A 21,165-nucleotide genomic window follows, 5' to 3' on the forward strand; every position below is an offset into this window, starting at 1 on the left:
GCTGCTACCGACGGTGCCTCTATCAGCGCAGCGCGTAGTCCAGCACGATCCCCACGAAAATCGCCAAGCCGGCCCAGTGGTTGTGCAGGAACGCCTGGAAGCACTTGAGGCGATCCCTGTCGCGGGTGTACCAGAATTCCCAGGCAAAGCACCCGGCCGCCGCCAGCAAGCCGAGGTGGAACCAGCCGCCCAACTCGAATGTCGAGCCGGCCAGCATCAGGCAGGCCAGCGCCAGCAGTTGCAGCGTGAGAATGATCACCCGATCGGCATCGCCAAACAGGATCGCCGTGGATTTCACGCCGATTTTCAGATCGTCATCGCGGTCGGTCATGGCGTAGTAGGTGTCGTAGCCCACCGTCCACAGCAGATTGGCAATCCATAGCAGCCAGGCACTGGCCGGCAGTTCACCGGTTTCGGCGGTGAACGCCATCGGCATACCCCAGGAAAACGCCGCGCCCAGTACCACTTGCGGGTAGTAGGTGTAGCGCTTCATGAACGGGTAGGTAGCGGCCAGGGCCAAGCCACCGAACGACAGCCAGACCGTGGGCGCGTTGGTGCACAGCACCAGCAGGAAACTCACGCCCATCAGCAGGGCGAAGAACACCAGCGCTTCCCTGGAGCTGATCCTGCCGGCGGCCAGCGGCCGTTGTGCGGTGCGCTTCACATGGCCGTCGACCTTGCGGTCGGCCCAGTCGTTGATCACGCAGCCGCCGGCGCGGGTCAACACCACGCCGAGGACGAAAATCGCAATGTTGGCCAGCGACGGCGAGCCTTTGCCAGCAATCCACAGTGCCCACAGGGTTGGCCAGAGCAGCAGGTAAATGCCGATCGGCTTGTCCATGCGCGTCAACTGAATGAAGTCCCAGGCGCGCGGGTTCAGGCGATTCAGTGATTTGAGCAGACTCTGGTACATCAGCGATGATCCCCATCCAGGTTGACGGCCTGCCACAGCGCCGGCAGGAATACCTCGGCGACCAGCACGCTCAGGCCTCCCCGATCAAAACGCGAACGCCGGCCCCATAGCTCGGGAGTCCGGGCGGCTTGCGGCAACCATTGCAGCGGGTAGTGACACACCTCGATGGCACGGCGCTGGAACGCCTGGTCGCAAAACAGCAGTTCGCCCAGTGAGCGGCTGCCCAACTCATCCATATTCAACCCGCCATCGCGCGCCGAGCTGCGTGCCGCGACACTACGGGCAAATACCCAGGCCTGGCCATGTCCGCGCAGATAGACCTCGCGCACCCAGCCTTCGCTGCCCTCCGGCAGGTCCAGTGCCGTGCATTCATCGGCGCGCAGTGGCTGCCAGCCTTCGAACAGCGGCATCACGCTGAAGCCGTCATCCGACAAACGGGTCAGGCGGCGGGTGAGCGAGCCTTCATCGAACAGCCAGTCGAGGGTTGGGGCATCGGGAAGGGGCGTCAGCTGGCTGTGTGTCAGCCACAACGGAGCAGGGGGCAGGGGGTTTGAGTGCGGCACAGTGAGTCATTATTGGCAGCAAATGAGGCGGTGAGCTTACCATGTCGGTGGCCGGGATTGGCTGGTCCGGCGGGGTTGCGGCGTCGAACGGGCTTGCATCTGCCGGTCTCGATCAGTACAAGACGCCCTGAGCCGGAGGGCGGACCTTTACCTGGCGACCGTCCGGCCTGCAAAAAGCCTGAGAATCTGAGGAAGCAAGTAATGAAGAAGTGGCAATGCGTGGTCTGTGGGCTGATTTACAACGAAGCCGACGGCTGGCCGGATGACGGCATCGCACCGGGTACCCTGTGGCAGGACGTGCCCGAAGACTGGCTGTGCCCGGACTGCGGCGTAGGCAAGATGGATTTCGAAATGATTGAAATCAACTAAGACTCAAGAGGAGTAGGGAATGAACGCACCTGTCGTGATCGTTGGCACTGGGCTGGCTGGCTACAACCTGGCTCGGGAGTTTCGCAAACTGGATGGCGAAACCCCGCTGTTGCTGATTACCGCAGATGACGGACGCTCCTACTCCAAGCCGATGCTCTCCACCGGCTTTGGCAAGAACAAGGACGCCGATGGCCTGAGCATGGCTGAGCCCGGCGCGATGGCCGAGCAACTCAAGGCCGAGGTGCGGACCCATACGCGCATCAGCGGCATTGATCCGGGCCATAAGCGCCTGTGGATCGGCGAAGAAGCCGTGGCCTATCGCGACCTGATCCTGGCCTGGGGCGCCGAAACCGTGCGAGTGCCGGTGGAAGGGGATGCCCCAGAAGCGATCTTCCCGATCAACGACCTCGAAGACTACGCACGCTTTCGTGCGGCAGCGGCGGGCAAGCGTCGGGTGCTGCTGTTGGGCGCCGGCCTGATCGGTTGTGAGTTTGCCAATGACCTGATCCTCGGCGGCTACGAGGTGCAACTGGTGGCGCCGTGCGAACAAGTCATGCCGACGTTGCTGCACCCGGCCGCCGCCGCCGCGGTACAGGCCGGGCTGGAGGGACTGGGGGCGAAATTCCATCTGGGGCCGGTCCTCACTCGATTGCAGCGCACTGCTGCTGGACTCGAAGGGCACTTGTCCGATGGCCAGGTGATCCCGTGTGATGTGGTGGTGTCGGCCATTGGCCTGCGTCCGCGTGTCGACCTCGCGGCGGCGGCCGGTTTGCAGACCAATCGGGGCGTGGTGGTCGATCGCCTCCTGAAAACGTCTCACGCCAATATCTACGCCCTGGGCGATTGTGCCGAGGTCGATGGCCTGAATTTACTGTATGTCATGCCCCTGATGAGTTGCGCCCGTGCGCTGGCGCAAACCCTGGCCGGTAACCCGACAGCGGTCAGCTACGGTGCCATGCCGATTACAGTGAAAACCCCGGTCTGCCCGCTGGTGGTTTCCCCGCCACCACGGGGTTGCGAGGGTGTCTGGACGGTCGAAGGGCAGGGCACTGACATCAAGGCGTTGTGCCGTGATGCCCACGGAAAACTGCTGGGCTACGCCCTGACAGGGGCGGCGGTGATGGACAAATTGGCTCTAAACAAGGAGCTTCCGGCCCTTCTGGCATAAATACTGGTCGTTCTGTCGGAATCACCCCGCTTTTGCCCTTACAAAGGTGGCGCCGAGACTGGCGCCGCCCGTAACCGCGTGCCATCCTCACTCCCGTCTGCCGCAGAGTAGAGCCTGCGGCGCCTTGGGCGCTGTTCCATTCGGGCAGCACGGACATAACAACAAAAAACCGTCAAAGGGGCTTCACTAATGCGTAAACCAGAACTCGCCGCTGCAATTGCTGAAAAAGCAGACCTCACCAAAGAGCAGGCCAACCGCGTTCTCAACGCCGTTCTCGAAGAAATCACCGGCGCTCTGCACCGTAAAGACAGCGTCACCCTGGTGGGCTTCGGTACGTTCCTGCAACGCCACCGCGGTGCCCGCACCGGCAAAAACCCGCAAACCGGTGAGCCAGTCAAAATCAAAGCCAGCAACACCGTTGCCTTCAAGCCAGGCAAATCGCTGAAAGACAGCGTTAATCCGTAAGACACCGGCAACCCGCCTGGCGGGTGAGCGGGATTGAAAAATGGGCACGCCAACCAGGTTGGGTGCCCATTTTTTGTGGGTGGACAACCTGTGGTGACGGTTGCCCTGCCAGAAAAATCAGGGTGACTTGGTAGTCATTGTCCGTAAAAAGCCCATCATCTTCTTCTAACACTGCACAACAGTGGTGTTCTTGTTTGGAATCGCTACACTGCGTCAGCGTTCATTTTTTCCTTTGGGGCTCGAGCATGAAATTTCGTTTTCTTCTGTGGATGCTGGGCTTGCTGATGGGCAAGGCCAGTCGGACCAATCCGGCGTTTCAGCAGCAGTTGGGTGACAAGGACCTGGTGTTCCAGCTGCAGACACTCGACGGCAAGGTGGCACGGCACTTTGTGGTCAAGGATCAGCGCATCACCAGCCAGTCTGGGGTCTATGCCGAGCCTGCGTTTGCCATTGCCTTCAAGGACGCCACCTACGGCTTCGCCACCCTGCAGGCGAAGAACAAGCAGTTGGCGTTCATGACCGGCATTCAGGACAAGTCGATCCAGATCAAGGGCAATCCGGCGCTGGTGATGTGGTTCCAGGGGCTGACCAAGTACTTGAAGCCACGCAAGGCCAAGCCCAAGGCGTGAGGTTGGTGGGGATCAAGCCTGTGGCGAGGGAGCAAGCTCCCTCGCCACAAAAGCCCGTCTGACACTGGAGTGAGTATCAGACGGGTTTTTCAGGCCTGAGTGAATTGCGAGGCGAGCTCGCGCAGCAGGACTTCGGCTTCCAGCACTTTGCTGACCACGTCTTCGGCTTTGTCGCGGGTCAGGCCCAGGCGCTCGAGCAGGTCGTCGGGGATGGCGGCGTCCGGGCCGGAGCCGACGCCACGGCTGCGCAGCAAGCGCACGGCCAGGCACACCAGGTTCGGGTACTCGGCATAGTCGCCGTCGTAGGCCGGGTCGTGCTGGAAGCGCAGGGCGGTGGAGAGCTCTTCGGGCATGTCCCAGTAACGCATCAGCCAGGCACCGATCTGTTCACGGCTGATGCCCAGCAGATGCTGTTCGACGTAGCTGTGGCACAGGTGCGGGTTGACCTCCAGGTGGCGGCAGATCAGCGAGAAATGCGGCGGGAAGACGTGGGCCAGCAACAGGTAGCCAAAGTTGTGCAGCAGGCCGGCCAGGTAGGTCAGGCCGGCTTCCGGGCGCTGGGCGCGCGGCATGGCGCGGGTCAGGCCTTCGATGACCGCCGCGGTGTAGATCGACTGCTGCCAGTACGGCGTGGTCTGTTGCGGGTGGTCCTTGGGCAGGCTCAGGGTCTTGCCCAAGGCCAGGCCGAGAGCCAGGTTGATCACCAGGTCAAAGCCCAGCACGCGGACGATCGCGTCTTCCACTGAACGAATCTTGCCCGGCGAGGCGTAGTAGGGCGATGCAGCCCAGCTCACCACTTGCGCGGCCAGCGCCGGATCGGTTTCCACCACGTCGGTGATGTCGTCGATGGTGGCGTTGGGGTCGACCCGCAGCTTGATGATCTTCTGTGCGGTTTCGGCCAGCGGTGGAATCTCGATGGTCGCTTCCAGGCGCTGCTGGATGCGCCGTGCGGTGAAGGCCTGCACGGCCTGGGTGATTTCCTCGCGGTCATCGTCTGGGCGGTCGAGGTTCGGGCGGATGCGGCTCAGGGTCTCGCCGAAGTTCGCGGCGCTGGCCTTGGTCAGCATGGTCTTGAAGTCTTCGCCGGTGATTTCCAGCAGCACGCCAGGCTCGCCCGAGTTGATCAGCAGCAAGGGCTGGCGCAGCAGGCTTTCTTCGTACAGGCACGGTGAGCTGGTCAATGCTGGCAAGCCTGGCAGAAGGCTCAGGTTGTGTTTGCCGAGCATGCGCTCCAGGCGTTCGACCGGTACGGCAGTGAGCCGGCGTCCGGTGAGTTCGGCCAGGCGATTTAGGTCCAGCAGTTGGCTTTGAGGGAACAGCACCATGAGGGCGCCGATAGCGTCATCAAGCAACACCGCTTGAACCTTGCGCTCGACGTTGAGGCCCGGGCGATCGAGGACTTCGGTAAAGCCGATGCCCAGTTTGCCGAGCAGCAGCCGGATAACAGACGGGGTGTGCGGGGCTTCCGTAGCGAGAGCGACTTCGGTCATGGTCTGTATCCGTTTTTCCTACAATTTCAAGAGTATAACCAGCTTGGTCAGGCCATTGGTTCTTTAACTGAGCGGTGCGTCACACTTGGCCGTATTGCTGGCCATGGCGCAACCAACGGTCGAGCAGAGGGCTGACATGGTGCGGCCAGCGCTCCAGCAGCGCTTGTGCGGCATCACGCACGGCCGGCAGCAGGTCGGCGTCACGCATCAGGTCGGCGACCTTGAATTGCAGCAGGCCGGTTTGCCGGGTGCCGAGCATTTCACCGGGGCCACGCAGTTCGAGGTCTTTCTCGGCGATGACGAAGCCGTCGTTGGTTTCACGCATGATCCCCAGGCGCTGCCGGCCGATCTGTGACAGCGGCGGATGGTAGAGCAACACACAGTGACTGGCGGCGCTGCCCCGGCCGACCCGGCCGCGCAACTGGTGCAGTTGGGCAAGCCCCAGGCGCTCGGGGTTTTCGATAATCATCAAGCTGGCGTTGGGTACGTCGACACCGACTTCGATCACGGTGGTCGCCACCAGCAGTTGCAAGGCGCCAGCCTTGAATTCGGCCATGACGGCTGCCTTCTCGGCGGGTTTCATGCGGCCATGGATCAGGCCGACCTTCAGCCCTTCGAGGGCGCTGGTGAGGTCCTCGAAGGTGGTCTCGGCGGCCTGGCAGGTCAACTCTTCAGACTCTTCAATCAGCGTACACACCCAATAGGTCTGGCGGCCCTCGGCGCAGGCACTGCGAACCCGTTCGATGACCTCGACACGACGCGTGTCGGTGACCAGCACGGTGTTGACCGGGGTACGGCCGGGCGGCAGTTCGTCGAGGATCGAGGTGTCGAGGTCAGCGTAGGCACTCATTGCCAGAGTCCGCGGAATCGGCGTGGCGGTCATGATCAACTGGTGGGGGCACATCCGTCCGCCAACGCCTTTCTGCCGCAGGGCCAGGCGTTGCTGAACACCGAAGCGGTGCTGCTCGTCGATGATGACCAGGGCGAGGTTCTTGAACTGCACTTCGTCCTGGAACAGCGCGTGGGTGCCGACCACCATTGGCGTGCCATTGGCGATTTGCTCCAGCGCGGCGACCCGATGCTTGCCCTTGAGCTTGCCGGCCAGCCAGGCGACTTCCAGGCCCAGCGGTTCGAGCCAGCGCTTGAAGGTGATGAAGTGTTGTTCGGCGAGGATCTCGGTGGGCGCCATCAAGGCCACCTGGTAACCGGCCTCCAGCGCCTGCAGGGCGGCGAGGGCGGCAACCACGGTCTTGCCGGCGCCAACGTCGCCCTGGATCAGCCGCAGCATCGGCTCGTGCTGGCTCAGGTCGTAGGCAATTTCATTGCCCACCCGTTGCTGCGCGCCAGTCGGCGCAAAGCCCAGGTTGGCCAGGTACCGAGCCGGCAGCCGGGTGGCTTTGGGCATGGCCGGTGCCCGTAACGCGCGCATGCTTTCGCGCAGGCGTTGTTGCGACAGTTGGTGGGTCAGCAATTCTTCGAAGGCCAGGCGATGCTGCGCCCAGTGATGGCCGAGGGCGAGTTCATCGACGTCAGCATCGGCTGGGGGGTTATGCAGGTAGTGGATCGCGTCGGCCAGCGGCGCCAGTTGGTAGTCCCGCGCCAGTTCGGCGGGCAACCAGTCAGGCAGGCTGCTGGGGCCGAGCAGGGTCAGGGTTTGCTGGCACAGTTGGCGCAAGCGTTGTTGGGTCAGGCCTTCGGTGAGCGGGTAGACCGGGGTCAAGGTTTCATCGACGGGCGGTGGTTCGTCGCCGGTGATGGCACGGTACTCCGGGTGGTAGATCTCAAGCCCCGAAGCGCCGGGCCGGGCTTCGCCATAGCAGCGCACGCGGGTGCCACGTTTCAGGCCTTCCTTTTGTGCGTTGCTGAAGTGATAGAAGCGCAGGCTCAAGCCCCCGGTGCCGTCCTGCAAGCGCACTACCAGGCTGCGCCGCCGGCCCATGACCACGTCGGCACCGCTGACCGTGCCTTCGATCACGGCGTCCTGTCCCGGGCGCAAGTGGCCAATTGGGACCACGCGGGTACGGTCCTGGTAGCGCAGCGGCAGATGGAACAGGACGTCCTGCAGGTTCTCCAGGCCGACCTTGGCCAGCTTTTCGGCCATGGCCTCGCCGACACCCTTGAGTGCCGTGACCGACACGTGCGACAACTCAGTCATGGCTGAAGCTTAACCCGCGACCGCTGTCGGCTTGGCCACCGAACAGAGGCGGATCGAGTCGGCGAGGATTTCAATCGCTTTCGGGCGCGGGAAGCTGGCGCGCCAGGCGATGGCCACGGTGCGGAACGGTACCGGTGGCGTCAATGGGCGCACTTCGATCACGCCAGGGGCGTAGTGGTGGCTGTCGACCGCCGAGAGCGGCAGGATCGAGATGCCCAGGCCCGAGGCGACCATGTGCCGAATGGTTTCCAGCGAGCTGGACTCGACCGTGGTGTGCTTGGCGCCGTCGTTGCCCTTGGCCAGGGTCGGGCACGCTTCGAGTACCTGATCGCGGAAGCAGTGGCCTTCGCCCAGCAACAACAGGCTCTTGTCGTTGAGCAGGCTGGCGTCGATCGTGTCTTTCTGGGTCCACGGGTGCTGGGCCGGCATCAGGACGTAGAAGGGCTCGTCATAGAGTTGCAGGGTCAGAACATCGGCTTCGTTGAACGGCAGGGCAATGATGATTGCATCCAGCTCGCCGTTACGCAGTTTGTCGCGCAGCACGTGGGTGAAGTTTTCTTCGATGTACAACGGCATCTGCGGGGCGACCCGGTGCAGTTGGGGGATCAGGTGCGGGAACAGGTACGGGCCGACGGTATAGATGGCGCCGACTTTCAGCGGTGCGGTCAGCTGGTTTTTACCGGCCTGGGCCAGTTCACGGATGCCTTGGGCCTGCTCCAGCACCTTTTGCGCCTGGGCGACGATGCCTTCACCGACGGGGGTCAGGCGCACCGCGCTTTTGCTGCGCTCGAAAATCAGCACACCGAGTTCGTCTTCAAGCTTTTTCACGCCCACCGACAGGGTCGGCTGGCTGACGTGGCAACGCTCGGCCGCATGACCGAAATGCTGCTCTTGGGCGAGGGTAACGATGTAGCGTAATTCTGTGAGGGTCATAGCGGGCGTCCATGAAGTTGCGAGCCAAGCATACCGGCTGCAATCGATAGACGCACGTTATCAGACAGAGTGTGTTGAGTGACACTGGGCAATGCATGTTTGCCGTTGCCAGATATGCCAAAGGCACCTTTCGGTGTGTGTGGCGAGGGAACTTGCTCCCGCCGGCCGGTCCGCGCTCGGGCGAAGCAGTCGTAAATCAGCCAGCGCGTTATTGCTGGTGAACTGCGGTTGCCGATTTTTGGGCCGCTTCGCGACCCAGCGGGAGCAAGCTCCCTCGCACACCGGTGTGCTACCTACTGTCTTAGCGTTTACGTTTTTCCAGCGAATACACGAACGGCGCAACAATTTCGATCGAGCCGTTTTTCAGCATCTCGGCTGGCGGCTTGGGCAGTGGCTGAGCGCGGCGGATCATTTCCAGGGTGGCCCGGTCCAGATCGGCATTGCCGGAACGTCCTACCAGCTCGAACGACAGTACCTTGCCTTCAGCGTCGACCACGAAGCGCAGGCGGTTCAAACCTTCCTTGCCCCGTGCCTGTGCGCCTGCGGGGTATTTCTTGTACTTCTGCAGGTGCGCCAGCAACGTGCCTTCCCAACTGGCCTTGGCCGCAGTCTGTGCCGCCGACGGGCCGGGTGCCGGTTGGGCGGATTTCTGTGCGGGGGTGTTGGTTGGCGGTGCGTCGGAAGGTTTCTCCTCGGAAGGCTTTTCCTTCAGTGGCTCCTGCTTTTTCTCCACGGGCTTGGGCGGCAGAGGCTTGGGCTTGGGTTTGACCGGCTTGGGCACCGAGATCGTCGGTTTGGGCGCCTCGGCGAGTTTGGGCAGCGGCAACTCTTCCTCCGGTGTCGGAGGTTGTGGCGGCGTTACGACCTTGGGAGGGGCGGGAGGCGGTGGCGCCGGAAGCGGTGCCAACTCGACCAGCATCGCCATCGGCGGCAGCGCGACCGGCGGGGAGGACGTCCAGTTGAGCGCGAGAATAACCGCGACCGCATGGACGCCCAGCACCACCGCCAGGCTACCGCTGTAACGCGTCAGCTTTTGGCGCGTCGTGATCATTTCTTGGCTGCCGTCTCAAGGCCGACCAGGCCGACTTTCAGGTAACCGGCAGCGCGCAGGGTGTCCATCACGTGCATCAGGTCGCCGTAGTCCACGCCTTTATCGGCCTGGAAGAAGATGGTCGTGTCTTTCTTGCCCTGGGTGCGCGCATCGAGGATCGCACCAAGGGTTTCGGTTTTGACTTCGTCTTCACCCAGGTACAGGCGCTGGTCGGCCTTGACGCTGAGGAACACCGGCTTTTCCGGTCGCGGCGCCGGTTTGGCGGTCGAGGCAGGCAGGTCAACCTTGATGTCCACGGTGGCCAGGGGGGCCGCCACCATGAAGATGATCAGCAGCACCAGCATCACGTCGATGAATGGCGTGACGTTGATTTCGTGGTTCTCGACGAGGTCGTCGTCCGCCCCTTCCTTTAAATGCAAGCCCATGGCCGATTACCCTACTTTGACCATGTGCGGTTGCGTGGAACGCTCGCCTGGCTGGTGATCAAGGTCGCGGCTGACCAGCAGCAGCACTTCAGCCGACGCGTCGGAGACCTGGGCCTTGTAACCGGCAATGGAGCGGGCGAAGACGTTGTAGATGACCACGGCAGGAATCGCAGCCACCAGGCCCAGTGCCGTTGCCAGCAGGGCTTCGGCGATGCCGGGTGCTACCACGGCGAGGTTGGTGGTCTGGGTCTTGGCGATGCCGATGAAGCTGTTCATGATGCCCCACACGGTGCCGAACAGGCCGACGAAGGGGGCGGTGGAGCCAATGGTGGCCAGCACGCCGGTGCCACTGCTCATGTTGCGACCGCACGCGGCGACCAGGCGCTCAAGACGGAAGCTGACGCGCTCCTTGATGCCTTCTTTTTCGCGGCTGTTGACCGACAGGCGCATCTCTTCGAGGGCGTCATGGACCAGCAGGTTGGCCAGCGTGCCTTCCTTGCCGGCTGTCATGCTGGCTTCTTTAAGGGTGGTGGCTTTTTTCAGCTGGGCGATTTCACCGCGCAGACGACGCTTGGCGCCCATCAGCTCAAAGCCTTTGGCAATCCAGATGGTCCAGGTGATGATCGAGGCGATGGCCAGGCCGATCATCACGAGCTTCACGATGATATCGGCATTCTGGTACATGCCCCACGGCGACAGGTCATGGGCCATGCCCAGCGTGTTGTCGGATTCCAGTACTTCAGGGCCGTCAATCTCGGTGCCTTCGGCCGCCAGGGACGGGGCCGCCGCGACAGGTGTCACGGCCGTGGCGCCGTGGGCGGCATCAACGGCTGGCGCAGGTGCTGCAGCGACCGCGACGGGCGCTGGGGTGGCCGGCTCATCGGCGACAGCCGCGGACGGGGCCAACAGCAGGCTGAACACCAGTGCAGCTACGGCGCGGAAGGCGCGCGCTGGACGAGTGGGCTTGGTTGGCGAAGCGGATTGTGGATTGCGTGTCATGCTGGCCGGACCTGAGAGAGAAAGAGGATTGATGTCCTTCCAGGCCTCGTGGGCCGAGAACAAAAGTGGCGGGCATTATTGCAAGTAATTCTTGTTAACAGAAGTAATAGAGTCTCTTTTTTTCTTCCACTGCTAGCCGCTCCTCTATTGCCGGGGCTAGTCTGTACCTTTCTGATGAGGGATTTTTAATGTCTGGGCCTTCTGTGGTGATCGCCGGTTGCGGTGATGTCGGTGGCCGCCTGGCCACTCAATTGCTGTCCTTGGGCTGGGAGGTTCATGGCTTGCGACGTGACATCTCGCGTCTGCCCGAGGGCGTTGTTGGCATTGCCGGTGACCTGTTCAATGAAGACTGCCCGGCGACCTGGCCTGTCGGTGCGGTGGATTACCTGGTGTATTGCGCGGCGGCCACCGATCACGATGAGGCCGGTTACCGCGCGGCTTATATTCAGGGCTTGCAGCACGTGCTGGGTTGGCTGAATGACTACGGTCAGGTGCCCGAACGCTTGCTGTTTGTCTCCAGCAGCAGTGTCTACGAGCAACAGGATGGCGAATGGGTGGATGAAACCTCGCCAGCCCAAGCGGTCAGTTACTCGGGACGTGTGATGCTGGAGGCCGAGCAGGTGGCACTCGCCAGCGGCATCCCGGCAAGCCTTGTGCGGCTGACCGGCATCTATGGCCCGGGCCGAGAGTGGCTATTGACCCAGGTGCGCCGGGGTTATCGGGTGGTCGTCGATCCACCGCTGTATGGCAACCGTATTCACGCCGACGACGCGGCAGGCTTGCTGGCGTTTCTGCTCAATGCCGATCATCAAGGCGTTGCGCTGGATGACTGCTACATCGGCGTCGACGATGCGCCGGCACCGTTGGCCGAGGTCGTGGACTGGTTGCGCGAGTACCTTGGGGTCACCGAGTGGGCCGAGGACGCCAGCGTGCGCCGTACCGGCAGCAAGCGCTGCAGCAACGCCCGCGCCAAGGCGCTGGGCTGGACGCCCCGCTATCCAAGCTTTCGTGAAGGTTATGCGGCGATTCTGGAAGGCGGCGCCTGAGCCGTTTTGCCGGATAAAGCAAAAGGCGCCATCAGGCTAATGCCGGTCAGTTAAGAGAAATAAAGCCGAACACGAAACCTGTGGAGAGGGAGCTATGTTCGGCTGGTCTTTGGCTTAACTGCTCGGCATTAGCCTTCAGGCGCCTTTTTGCGGGATCACTGTTTTTCCAGTGTCCACTGGCGTTTGCCTGGGGAGAATGACGGTACTTCATCGGCCTGCGCGCGATTGACCGCCTGGAAAATCTCCATGTCGTCACCCTGGCGGGTGAAGATCCACGGGTTGCCCTGGCCGTTGAGTTGCAGCCACATCGTGTCATTGCCACCGCTCATGGAGGCACAGTCGCCAGCGAGGCACAGGGCGTAGCGGTCAGCACCGGGAAGGCCCAGGACAGCACCATCGGCCTGGAACTGAACGGTGTTGCCTTCACCCGGGCCATTGACGATCTTCCAGCCACCGCCTAGATAGGCCGAGTAGAGTGCGCGCTCGAAGCTTGCACCCAGCGGTGCACCTTCAGGAACGGCATCTTTCGGGTGGTCGAACACTTGCTCTGGCTCGTTGTCGCTGGCCACTTGCTGCAGTTGTTTGCCGTCACGCTTCAATTCGGTGCCGGAACTGCCATAGATCTCGATTTTCCAGGCGCCGGATTGCTCGCCCAGTACCTTGCCTTCGACGTTTTCGAAGCCATTGGTGTAGCGTGCCTGACCTGCCTTGGTATTGATGTCCCATTCCAGGTTCGGGCCGTTGGCTTGCAGTGCTTCACGCAGCGGAACGCCCTTCGAGGCTGCATCGATTGCCGCCTGGTTGATCCAGGTGCCGCTGATATCGCGGTCGGCGGGGTTACTGGCACAGCCGCCCAGAAACACCGCGAGCAATGAGAGAGCTAGCGCTTTGCGCATGAGGAGAATCCTTTGGAAGCGGAGCTGGCGCAACCCGTGAGGTTGCGCCGCGCGTGTTACTCGATGACCAGAATGGCGTCCATTTCAACCTGCGAACCCTTTGGCAGGGCAGCCACACCAATGGCGGCGCGAGCAGGGTACGGCTGGTCAAAGTACTTGCCCATGATCTCGTTGACCTTGGCGAAGTGGCTCAGGTCGGTGAGGAAGATGTTCAGCTTGACGATGTCCTTGAACGAACCACCGGCCGCTTCCGCCACGGCCTTGAGGTTTTCAAACACCTGAACGGTCTGGGCTTCGAAACCTTCGACCAGTTCCATGGTTTTTGGGTCGAGCGGGATCTGGCCGGACATGTAGACGGTGTTGCCAGCCTTGATCGCCTGGGAGTAGGTGCCGATGGCCGCCGGGGCCTTGTCGCTGGTGATAACGGTCTTGGTCATGAATGACTCCTTGTAATGACTGGGCTATGTAGGCGGACTATGCACGCATGCGGGTGATGCGGATCACCCCGGTCAGGGCGCGTAGTTTCTTGATCACGCGGGCCAGGTGCACACGGTCGTGTACGCTGACCACCAGTTGAACCACGCTGATGCGACCATCGCGTTCGTCCATGCTGATTTTTTCGATGTTGCCGTCGGCGGCGTTGACGCTGCTGGCCAGCAACGCGATCAGGCCGCGCTGATGTTCCAGCTCGACGCGCAGCTCGACATTGAATTCGCCGGTGACATCCTTGGCCCACGACAGCTGGATGCATTTTTCCGGGTTGTGGCGGACTTCACTGATGTTGCGGCAGTTGTCCAGGTGCACGACCATGCCCTTGCCCGCAGACAGGTGACCGACAATCGGGTCGCCGGGGATAGGGGTGCAGCACTTGGCGTAACTGAGCACCAGGCCTTCGGTGCCGCGGATGGCCAGCGGGCCTTCGGCGCTTGGTAGCTGTTCGCCGTCGCCCAGCAGGCGGCGCGCCACGACATAGGCCATTCGGTTGCCCAGGCCGATGTCTTCGAGCAGGTCCTCGATCAGTTCGAGGCGGTACTCGGTGAGCATCGCCTTGACGCGCTCGGCCGGAACTTTTTCCAGCGAGCTGTCGAAACCGTTGAGCACCTTGTTCAGCAGGCGTTCGCCGAGGCTGATGGACTCGGAGCGGCGTTGCAGTTTCAGCGCATGGCGGATGTGGGTCCGTGCCTTGCCGGTGACCACGAAGTTGAGCCAGGCAGGGTTCGGTCGCGCGCCGGGGGCACTGACGATCTCGACCGTGGAGCCGCTTTGCAGCGGTTCGGACAGCGGCGCGAGACGACGGTTGATCCGGCAAGCAATGCAACTGTTGCCGACATCGGTATGCACGGCATAGGCAAAGTCGACCGCCGTGGAGCCTTTGGGCAGCTCCATGATCCGGCCTTTGGGCGTGAACACATAGACCTCGTCCGGGAACAGGTCGATCTTCACGCTTTCAATGAACTCCAGCGAGTTGCCGGCGCGTTGCTGCATTTCCAGCACACCCTTGACCCACTGGCGGGCGCGGGCGTGAGTGCCTTTGGGCTGCTCGTCGCCACTGGATTTGTACAGCCAGTGCGCGGCGATGCCGTTGTTGGCCATCTCTTCCATTTCACGGGTACGGATCTGGATCTCGATCGGAACGCCGTGCATGCCGAACAGCGTGGTGTGCAGCGACTGATAGCCGTTGGCCTTGGGGATCGCGATGTAGTCCTTGAAGCGACCCGGCAACGGTTTGTACAAGTTATGTACGGCGCCCAGCACGCGGTAGCAGGTATCGACCTTGTCGACGATGATCCGGAACGCATAGACGTCCATGATCTCGTTGAAGGCCCGACGCTTGCCGCGCATTTTCTTGTAGATGCCGTAGAGGTGTTTCTGGCGACCGCTGACTTCGCCTTGAATGCCGTCGATGGCCAGGCAGTGGCTCAAGGACTCTTCGATCTTGTTGACGATTTCCTTGCGGTTGCCCCGAGCGCGCTTCACGGCCTGGTAGATCCGCGCGGAGCGCATCGGGTGCATGGCCTTGAAGCCCAGGTCCTCGAACTCTATGCGGATGGCGTGCATGCCCAGCCGGTTGGCAATGGGCGCATAGATTTCCAGGGTTTCCTTGGCGATGCGCCGGCGTTTTTCACCGGACAGCACTTCCAGCGTGCGCATGTTGTGCAGGCGGTCGGCCAGCTTGACCAGGATCACGCGAATATCGCGTGCCATGGCCATGGCCATTTTCTGGAAGTTTTCAGCCTGGGCTTCGGCCTTGGTCTCGAAGTTCATCTGGGTCAGTTTGCTGACCCCGTCGACCAATTCAGCCACGGTTTCACCGAACTGCGCTTGCAGCGCTTCCTTGGCGATACCGGTGTCTTCGATCACGTCATGCAGCATCGCCGCCATCAGGCTCTGATGGTCCATGTGCATGTCGGCAAGAATGTTCGCGACCGCGAGCGGGTGCGTGACATACGCCTCGCCGCTGCGGCGGCGTTGGCCGTCGTGGGCTTGTTCGGCGTAGAAGTACGCTCGGCGGACCAGGTTGACCTGGTCGTTTCCGAGGTAGGTCGATAAGCGATCGGCGAGGGCGTCTATGCTCGGCATGATGACTCCTGCCGATGGCTGTGATCCCGCGCCGTGCTACGTCGACCAGGCATAGGCTTAGACGGCCTCGTTGGACTCGTCCTCGAACGCTGCGAACAGCGGTTCGTCTTCGACGATTTCTGCATTGGCGATGAACTCGTAGCTCATCAGGCCTTCAGCGATCTCGCGCAGGGCGACAACGGTAGGCTTGTCGTTTTCCCACTGAACCAACGGCTCTTTGCCACCGGTGGCCAGTTGACGGGCACGCTTGGTAGAGAGCATGACCAGCTCAAAGCGGTTTTCCACGTGTTCTAGGCAGTCTTCAACGGTTACGCGGGCCATGGTATTCCTCGGAGCGAATGCAATATGCGCGCTGCCCGGTTGGGCGAGCGGACTCAACAGTTTAAAAAATCACCAGCGTTTAGGGAAGCGCTGATTTTTTGACCAAGCTCTTCAACGCGCTGCAAGCACCAATGTAAAGCCCCTGCAGCGGTTTTGGGAAGTGCTCTTTAGCCCAGCAATTCAGCCAGCAATTTGCCGTGAAGCTGTTGCTGGCGCTTCTGGTGCAGCTGGTTGGCGCGGAAAATCGCCTTCAGATCGTCCAGTGCGTGGGCAAAATCGTCGTTGATGATCAGGTAGTCGTAGTCGACGTAGTGGCTCATCTCGCTCACGGCTTCACGCATCCGCCCTTCAATGATCTCGTCGCTGTCCTGGCCGCGGTTGGTCAGGCGCTGGCGCAGTGCTTGCTGGCTTGGCGGCAGGATGAAGATCGAACGAGCCTGCGGCATCAGCTTGCGGACCTGCTCGGCGCCTTGCCAGTCGATTTCCAGAATCAGGTCGTGACCTTCGTCCAGCGTCTGCTGCAGGTGGCTTTGCGAGGTGCCATAGAGGTTGCCGAACACTTCGGCGCGCTCCAGGAAGTCACCGTGCTCGCTCATCTTCACGAACTCTTCGCGGGCGACAAAGTGATAGTTGACGCCGTTCACTTCGCCCGGACGCATGGCGCGGGTGGTGTGCGAGACCGAGACGCGGATTTGCGGCTGTGCGTCGATCAGGGCCTTGACGAGGCTGGTCTTGCCCGCGCCCGAAGGAGCGGAAATGATGTAGAGGGTGCCGGTGCTATGGGTCATGTCGGGGTAGCCTTACTCTATGTTCTGCACTTGTTCGCGCATTTGTTCGATCAACACCTTGAGGTTGACCGCCGCTTGGGTGCTGCGCGGGTCGAAGGCCTTGGAGCCCAGGGTGTTGGCTTCGCGGTTGAGCTCCTGCATCAGGAAGTCCAGGCGCCGGCCGGCAGCGCCGCCGGACTTGAGCACGCGGCGCACTTCAATGATGTGGGTGCTCAGGCGGTCCAGTTCTTCGGCGACGTCGCTTTTTTGCGCGAGCATGACCATTTCCTGTTCCAGGCGCTGCGGGTCGAGCTCAACCTTCATGTCGGCGCAGCGGTCGAGGACTTTCTGGCGCTGGGTGGCGAGCATCTGCGGAACCAGTTCGCGCAGGGTCACCACGTCTTCTTCAATGGAGGTCAGGCGTTCGTTGATCAGCCGGGCCAGCTCCGCGCCTTCGCGCTCGCGGCCGGCCTTGAGTTCCTTGAGACCCTGGTTGAACAGCGTCAGGGCCTCGGCATTCAGGGCCTGCGGGTCAGTAGCATCGGCCACCAGCACGCCGGGCCAGGCCAGCACTTCCAGCGGATTCAACGCGGCAGGATTGCTGATCAGGCCAGCGACGGTCTCGGCGGCAGCGACCAGTTGCGCGGCGCGCTCGCGATCCACTTGCAGCGGTTTGCCGGTGCTTTCTTCGGTGAAACGCAGGGTGCATTCGAGCTTGCCCCGGGACAGGCCCTGGCGCAGCGCTTCGCGCACGGCGCCTTCGAGGTCGCGGAACGACTCCGGCAGGCGCAGATGGGGTTCCAGGTAGCGGCTGTTGACCGAGCGCAGTTCCCAGCTCAGGGTGCCCTGGACGCCGGCTTTCTCGACGCGGGCGAAGGCGGTCATGCTGTGCACCATGGGGGTACCTCGCAATGCAGATCGGCGCAGAACCGACGTTCCGGGAGCCCGATATCAATGAATTTAAGCCGACTGGCAGCAAAGGCGCAGGATTGTAGCGCAGTGCGACGGATGCTCCCACATGGTGCGTGTGACAAAGCGCTGCAGGTCGTCGCATGACGCTGTTCAGAGCCTTCGCTCGTCGCCCCGGGTTTTTAGAAGTGCCCAGGCACGTCCGCTCGCCCTATAATGCTCGGCAGATTTCCGTCCTCCGTACAGGTGTTCCTCTATGAAACGTCCAAGTGGTCGCGCTGCCGATCAGCTCCGCTCGATCCGCATCACCCGCAACTACACCAAACATGCCGAGGGATCTGTACTGGTCGAGTTCGGTGATACCAAGGTGATCTGCACCGTCAGCGTCGAGAACGGCGTGCCGCGCTTCCTCAAGGGCCAGGGCCAGGGCTGGTTGACCGCCGAATACGGCATGCTGCCGCGCGCCACGGGCGAGCGTAACCAGCGTGAAGCGAGCCGTGGCAAGCAGGGCGGTCGCACCCTGGAAATCCAGCGCCTGATCGGCCGCTCCCTGCGCGCGGCGCTGGACATGTCCAAGCTGGGCGATGTCACCCTGTACGTCGACTGCGATGTGATCCAGGCTGACGGCGGTACGCGTACCGCTTCGATCACCGGCGCCATGGTTGCACTGGTCGATGCCTTGAAAGTGATCAAGAAGCGCGGCGGCCTGAAGGGCGGCGACCCGCTCAAGCAAATGATCGCGGCTGTTTCGGTCGGCATGTACCAGGGCGAGCCAGTGCTGGACCTGGACTACCTGGAAGATTCGGCTGCCGAGACCGACCTGAACGTGGTGATGACCAGCACCGGTGGTTTCATCGAAGTGCAGGGCACTGCCGAGGGCGCGCCGTTCCAGCCTGAAGAGCTGACCGCGATGCTGGAGCTGGCGAAAAAAGGCATGAGCGAAATTTTCGACCTGCAAAAAGCCGCGCTGGCTGACTGATTGTCCCGATTCCCGGCAAGGAGAGCGTCATGAGTGATGAGCAACTACCGGTGCCCGCACCGAGCCGTGAGGTTCGTCAGTGGGCCATGTTCTGCCATCTCTCGGCCTTGCTGGGGATCTGGGTGCCGTTCGGCTCGCTGATCGGGCCGCTGATTCTCTGGCAAATGAAGCGCGAAATGGACCCGTTTATCGATGACCAGGGCAAGGAGGCGCTGAACTTCCAGATCAGCGTGGCCATTGCCTCGGCCATCTGCCTGTTGCTGATGGTGGTGGTTATCGGGTTTTTCCTGTTCGGCCTGCTGGCCATCGGGGCGCTGGTGTTGACGATCATTGCCGGGGTCAAGGCCAACGAAGGGCAGGCCTACCGCTATCCCTTCACCTGGCGATTGATCAAATAATAGCCAGATGCATTTCCTGAGGGCGCGGGCTGGCCCGCGATAGCGATCTGGCAGGCAGCACATGGGCTGAATGTCATGGCCTCATCGCGGGCAAGCCCGCTCCCACAAAAAAGCCGACATCACTGTCGGCTTTTTCATGGCTGCGAAACGACGATCAGATCGTCAGCGTCCAGTCGTAGTCCACGATCAACGGCGCGTGCTGCGAGAACCGTGGCTGACGTGGCAGGCGAGCGCTGCGAACAAAGCGGCGCAGGCCCGGGGTCAGCAACTGGTAGTCGAAACGCCAGCCCAGATTGAGCATCTCGGCCTGTTCGTTATCTGGCCACCAGCTGTACTGGTCACCTTCACGGCTGACTTCGCGCAGGGCGTCGACATACCCCATGTTGCCGACAATCTCGTCCATCCAGGCACGCTCAGGCGCCAGGAAGCCCGGGGATTGCTGGCTGTCGCGCCAGTTCTTGATATCCAGCTTCTGTTGCGCCACGTACAGCGAGCCACAATAAATGTACTCGCGACGCTTGCGTCGCTGTTTATCCAGATAACGGGCGAAGTCGTCCATTAGCTTGAACTTCTGGTTCAAGTCTTCATCGCCATTCTGCCCCGAAGGGAGCAGCAAGGTCGCGATGCTGACCTTATCGAAATCGGCTTGCAGGTAGCGCCCGTAGCGGTCGGCCGTCTCGAAGCCGAGACCGCTGATGACAGCCTTCGGTTGCAACCGCGAATACAAAGCCACGCCACCTTGGGCGGGGACTTCGGCATCGCAGGCATAAAGGAAGTAGCCATCCAGTTGGAAGGCTGGATCGTCCAGTTCAAAGGCGGAGGCGCGGGTGTCCTGCAGGCAGATGACGTCGGCATTCTGTGCTTGCAGCCAACTGAGCAAACCACGCTCGACTGCCGCCTGAATACCATTGACGTTCACACTGATGATCCGCATAAATGGCCCCAAAAATCGCGTGCGTGTATGATACACGGCGTCAAGCTAATTAGCTAAATCCGTGGTATTTGGGGTTTTTTGCATGCAAGCGTATCAGCGCGATTTCATTCGTTTTGCCATCGATCGCGGCGTTTTGCGCTTCGGTGAGTTCACCCTGAAGTCCGGGCGCACCAGTCCTTACTTCTTCAATGCCGGCCTGTTCAACTCAGGCAGTGCCCTGGCACAGCTGGGTCGTTTCTATGCGGCCGCCATCGCCGAGAGCGGTATTGCCTTCGACGTGCTGTTTGGCCCGGCGTACAAGGGCATCCCGTTGGCAGCGACCACCGCCGTGGCCCTGGCCGAGCACCATGACCGTGACCTGCCGTGGTGCTTCAACCGCAAGGAAGCCAAGGCTCACGGCGAAGGCGGCAGCCTGGTGGGTGCGCCGCTGACCGGCGACGTGCTGATCATCGACGATGTGATCACCGCGGGCACCGCGATCCGTGAAGTGATGCAGATCATCGCTTCCCAGGATGGCGCCAAGGCCGCCGGCGTGTTGATCGCCCTGAACCGCCAGGAGCGCGGCAATGGCGAGTTGTCGGCGATCCAGGAAGTGGAGCGTGACTTTGGTATTCCGGTCATCAGTATTGTTTCGCTGAATCAGGTCCTGGAATTCCTCGCCGATGATCCGCAGCTCAAGCAGCACTTGCCAGCAGTGGAAGCCTATCGCGCCCAGTTCGGCGTGTAACCGCAATCCCCTATGGGGGGGAGCTTTTGTGGCGAGGGAGCTTGCTCCCGCTTGAGTGCGCAGCACTCATAAATTCTTTGGGTCTACTACGCAGCCCAGCGGGAGCAAGCTCCCTCGCCACAAAAGGTGGTATGCCACAGGGATCGCAGGCAAAAAAAGACCCCGCTCAGCCAGGCTGAGCGGGGTCTTTTTTAGGTTCTTCACGGATTACCGGGAAAAACGCTCTTTATCTTCATGAAAAAGAATTCGCTATCCCGATAACCGTACGCCATCCGCTTGATGACCTTGATTCGATTGTTGATACCTTCCAACTGCCCCGTATGCATCAGCCAGCGCACCCGGCTGACGATGCCCCGCCAGTAACCCTTTAGTCGTTTGGCAAACTGGATCAGAGCCGGTATGTCGCTTTCATGAGCATGGCGCAGCCATTGCTTCCAGGCAGATCGCC

The 21,165-nt window shown here is 61.7% G+C and carries 24 protein-coding genes; 8 read left to right on the top strand and 16 right to left on the bottom strand.

The features are described from left to right. Positions 1-22: 22 nt before the first annotated feature. Together ubiA and CKW25_RS18165 are read right to left on the bottom strand one after the other, a co-directional pair. On the bottom strand, positions 23-913 hold the full coding sequence (ubiA, locus tag CKW25_RS18160; RefSeq protein ID WP_095081260.1) for a 4-hydroxybenzoate octaprenyltransferase: 891 nt from the start codon (positions 911-913) through the stop codon (positions 23-25). Next, positions 913-1,476: a chorismate lyase gene (locus CKW25_RS18165; RefSeq protein WP_095081262.1), complete on the bottom strand. Its 564-nt coding sequence runs from the start codon at positions 1,474-1,476 to the stop codon at positions 913-915. Before CKW25_RS18165 ends, ubiA begins: the two co-directional genes overlap by 1 nt. Before the next feature lie 201 nt (positions 1,477-1,677). Here CKW25_RS18165 and CKW25_RS18170 point away from each other — a divergent pair, with 201 nt between their 5' ends. The 4 genes from CKW25_RS18170 (at position 1,678) to CKW25_RS18185 (ending at position 4,107) form a co-directional block, all read left to right on the top strand. Continuing rightward, positions 1,678-1,845: a rubredoxin gene (locus tag CKW25_RS18170; protein WP_007954349.1), complete on the top strand. Its 168-nt coding sequence runs from the start codon at positions 1,678-1,680 to the stop codon at positions 1,843-1,845. A 19-nt stretch (positions 1,846-1,864) separates the two neighbouring features. Continuing rightward, on the top strand, positions 1,865-3,013 hold the full coding sequence (locus tag CKW25_RS18175; RefSeq protein ID WP_095081264.1) for an NAD(P)/FAD-dependent oxidoreductase: 1,149 nt from the start codon (positions 1,865-1,867) through the stop codon (positions 3,011-3,013). Between the two features lie 189 nt (positions 3,014-3,202). Continuing rightward, a complete protein-coding gene (locus CKW25_RS18180; protein ID WP_003213368.1) occupies positions 3,203-3,478 on the top strand; it encodes an HU family DNA-binding protein in 276 nt (91 codons plus the stop codon). Positions 3,479-3,723: 245 nt separating this feature from the next. Beyond that, positions 3,724-4,107 (top strand): SCP2 sterol-binding domain-containing protein, encoded by a 384-nt coding sequence (locus tag CKW25_RS18185; RefSeq protein ID WP_095081266.1) that lies wholly within the window; start codon positions 3,724-3,726, stop codon positions 4,105-4,107. 89 nt (positions 4,108-4,196) lie between these two features. Here the strand turns inward: CKW25_RS18185 and CKW25_RS18190 are convergent, their stop codons facing one another. From CKW25_RS18190 to exbB, 6 genes are all read right to left on the bottom strand, one after another. Then, complete coding sequence (locus CKW25_RS18190; protein ID WP_095081268.1) at positions 4,197-5,597, bottom strand: aminoacyl-tRNA deacylase and HDOD domain-containing protein; 1,401 nt, start codon at positions 5,595-5,597, stop codon at positions 4,197-4,199. A gap of 79 nt (positions 5,598-5,676) precedes the next feature. Further along, complete coding sequence (recG, locus tag CKW25_RS18195) at positions 5,677-7,752, bottom strand: ATP-dependent DNA helicase RecG (RefSeq protein WP_095081270.1); 2,076 nt, start codon at positions 7,750-7,752, stop codon at positions 5,677-5,679. A 9-nt stretch (positions 7,753-7,761) separates the two neighbouring features. Continuing rightward, positions 7,762-8,685: a hydrogen peroxide-inducible genes activator gene (locus tag CKW25_RS18200; RefSeq protein WP_095081272.1), complete on the bottom strand. Its 924-nt coding sequence runs from the start codon at positions 8,683-8,685 to the stop codon at positions 7,762-7,764. Between the two features lie 301 nt (positions 8,686-8,986). Continuing rightward, positions 8,987-9,736, bottom strand: coding sequence for an energy transducer TonB (locus CKW25_RS18205; RefSeq protein WP_095081275.1), 750 nt, complete (start codon positions 9,734-9,736; stop codon positions 8,987-8,989). Beyond that, positions 9,733-10,161: a TonB system transport protein ExbD gene (gene exbD / locus CKW25_RS18210; protein WP_095081277.1), complete on the bottom strand. Its 429-nt coding sequence runs from the start codon at positions 10,159-10,161 to the stop codon at positions 9,733-9,735. Before exbD ends, CKW25_RS18205 begins: the two co-directional genes overlap by 4 nt. 6 nt (positions 10,162-10,167) lie before the next feature. Continuing rightward, complete coding sequence (gene exbB / locus CKW25_RS18215; protein ID WP_095081279.1) at positions 10,168-11,160, bottom strand: tonB-system energizer ExbB; 993 nt, start codon at positions 11,158-11,160, stop codon at positions 10,168-10,170. A gap of 188 nt (positions 11,161-11,348) precedes the next feature. Between exbB and CKW25_RS18220 the strand changes: the two genes are divergently transcribed. Next, positions 11,349-12,206, top strand: a complete 858-nt coding sequence (locus CKW25_RS18220) for an SDR family oxidoreductase (protein ID WP_095081281.1) — start codon at positions 11,349-11,351, stop codon at positions 12,204-12,206. A gap of 155 nt (positions 12,207-12,361) precedes the next feature. Here the strand turns inward: CKW25_RS18220 and CKW25_RS18225 are convergent, their stop codons facing one another. From CKW25_RS18225 to CKW25_RS18250, 6 genes are all read right to left on the bottom strand, one after another. After that, positions 12,362-13,102 (bottom strand): hypothetical protein, encoded by a 741-nt coding sequence (locus tag CKW25_RS18225; RefSeq protein ID WP_095081283.1) that lies wholly within the window; start codon positions 13,100-13,102, stop codon positions 12,362-12,364. A 56-nt stretch (positions 13,103-13,158) separates the two neighbouring features. Beyond that, a complete protein-coding gene (locus CKW25_RS18230; RefSeq protein WP_003229509.1) occupies positions 13,159-13,539 on the bottom strand; it encodes a RidA family protein in 381 nt (126 codons plus the stop codon). A 37-nt stretch (positions 13,540-13,576) separates the two neighbouring features. Beyond that, positions 13,577-15,682 (bottom strand): bifunctional GTP diphosphokinase/guanosine-3',5'-bis pyrophosphate 3'-pyrophosphohydrolase, encoded by a 2,106-nt coding sequence (spoT, locus tag CKW25_RS18235; protein WP_095081285.1) that lies wholly within the window; start codon positions 15,680-15,682, stop codon positions 13,577-13,579. Between the two features lie 57 nt (positions 15,683-15,739). Then, positions 15,740-16,003 carry a DNA-directed RNA polymerase subunit omega gene (gene rpoZ / locus CKW25_RS18240; RefSeq protein WP_003177259.1) on the bottom strand — a complete coding sequence of 88 codons (264 nt, stop codon included), beginning with the start codon at positions 16,001-16,003 and terminating at the stop codon, positions 15,740-15,742. A gap of 167 nt (positions 16,004-16,170) precedes the next feature. After that, positions 16,171-16,791 (bottom strand): guanylate kinase, encoded by a 621-nt coding sequence (gmk, locus tag CKW25_RS18245; RefSeq protein ID WP_095081287.1) that lies wholly within the window; start codon positions 16,789-16,791, stop codon positions 16,171-16,173. 12 nt (positions 16,792-16,803) lie between these two features. Beyond that, the gene (locus CKW25_RS18250; RefSeq protein WP_095081289.1) at positions 16,804-17,667 is read right to left on the bottom strand and encodes a YicC/YloC family endoribonuclease; all 864 of its coding nucleotides are present in this window, start codon (positions 17,665-17,667) and stop codon (positions 16,804-16,806) included. A 268-nt stretch (positions 17,668-17,935) separates the two neighbouring features. On the opposite strand from CKW25_RS18250, the gene rph reads away from it, so the two are divergent. After that, positions 17,936-18,658: a ribonuclease PH gene (rph, locus tag CKW25_RS18255; protein ID WP_095081291.1), complete on the top strand. Its 723-nt coding sequence runs from the start codon at positions 17,936-17,938 to the stop codon at positions 18,656-18,658. Positions 18,659-18,687: 29 nt separating this feature from the next. Next, positions 18,688-19,056 (top strand): DUF4870 domain-containing protein, encoded by a 369-nt coding sequence (locus CKW25_RS18260; protein ID WP_095081293.1) that lies wholly within the window; start codon positions 18,688-18,690, stop codon positions 19,054-19,056. A 154-nt stretch (positions 19,057-19,210) separates the two neighbouring features. Here the strand turns inward: CKW25_RS18260 and CKW25_RS18265 are convergent, their stop codons facing one another. After that, positions 19,211-19,990 (bottom strand): exodeoxyribonuclease III, encoded by a 780-nt coding sequence (locus CKW25_RS18265; protein ID WP_003176915.1) that lies wholly within the window; start codon positions 19,988-19,990, stop codon positions 19,211-19,213. An 82-nt stretch (positions 19,991-20,072) separates the two neighbouring features. Here CKW25_RS18265 and pyrE point away from each other — a divergent pair, with 82 nt between their 5' ends. Then, positions 20,073-20,717, top strand: a complete 645-nt coding sequence (pyrE, locus tag CKW25_RS18270; RefSeq protein ID WP_095081295.1) for an orotate phosphoribosyltransferase — start codon at positions 20,073-20,075, stop codon at positions 20,715-20,717. 200 nt (positions 20,718-20,917) lie between these two features. Here pyrE and CKW25_RS18275 read toward each other — a convergent pair. Further along, on the bottom strand, positions 20,918-21,165 hold a 248-nt coding region (locus tag CKW25_RS18275), incomplete at its 5' end, for a transposase (protein WP_143497367.1).

It is taken from the genome of Pseudomonas sp. Irchel s3h17 (assembly GCF_900187505.1).
GTDB lineage: Bacteria > Pseudomonadota > Gammaproteobacteria > Pseudomonadales > Pseudomonadaceae > Aquipseudomonas.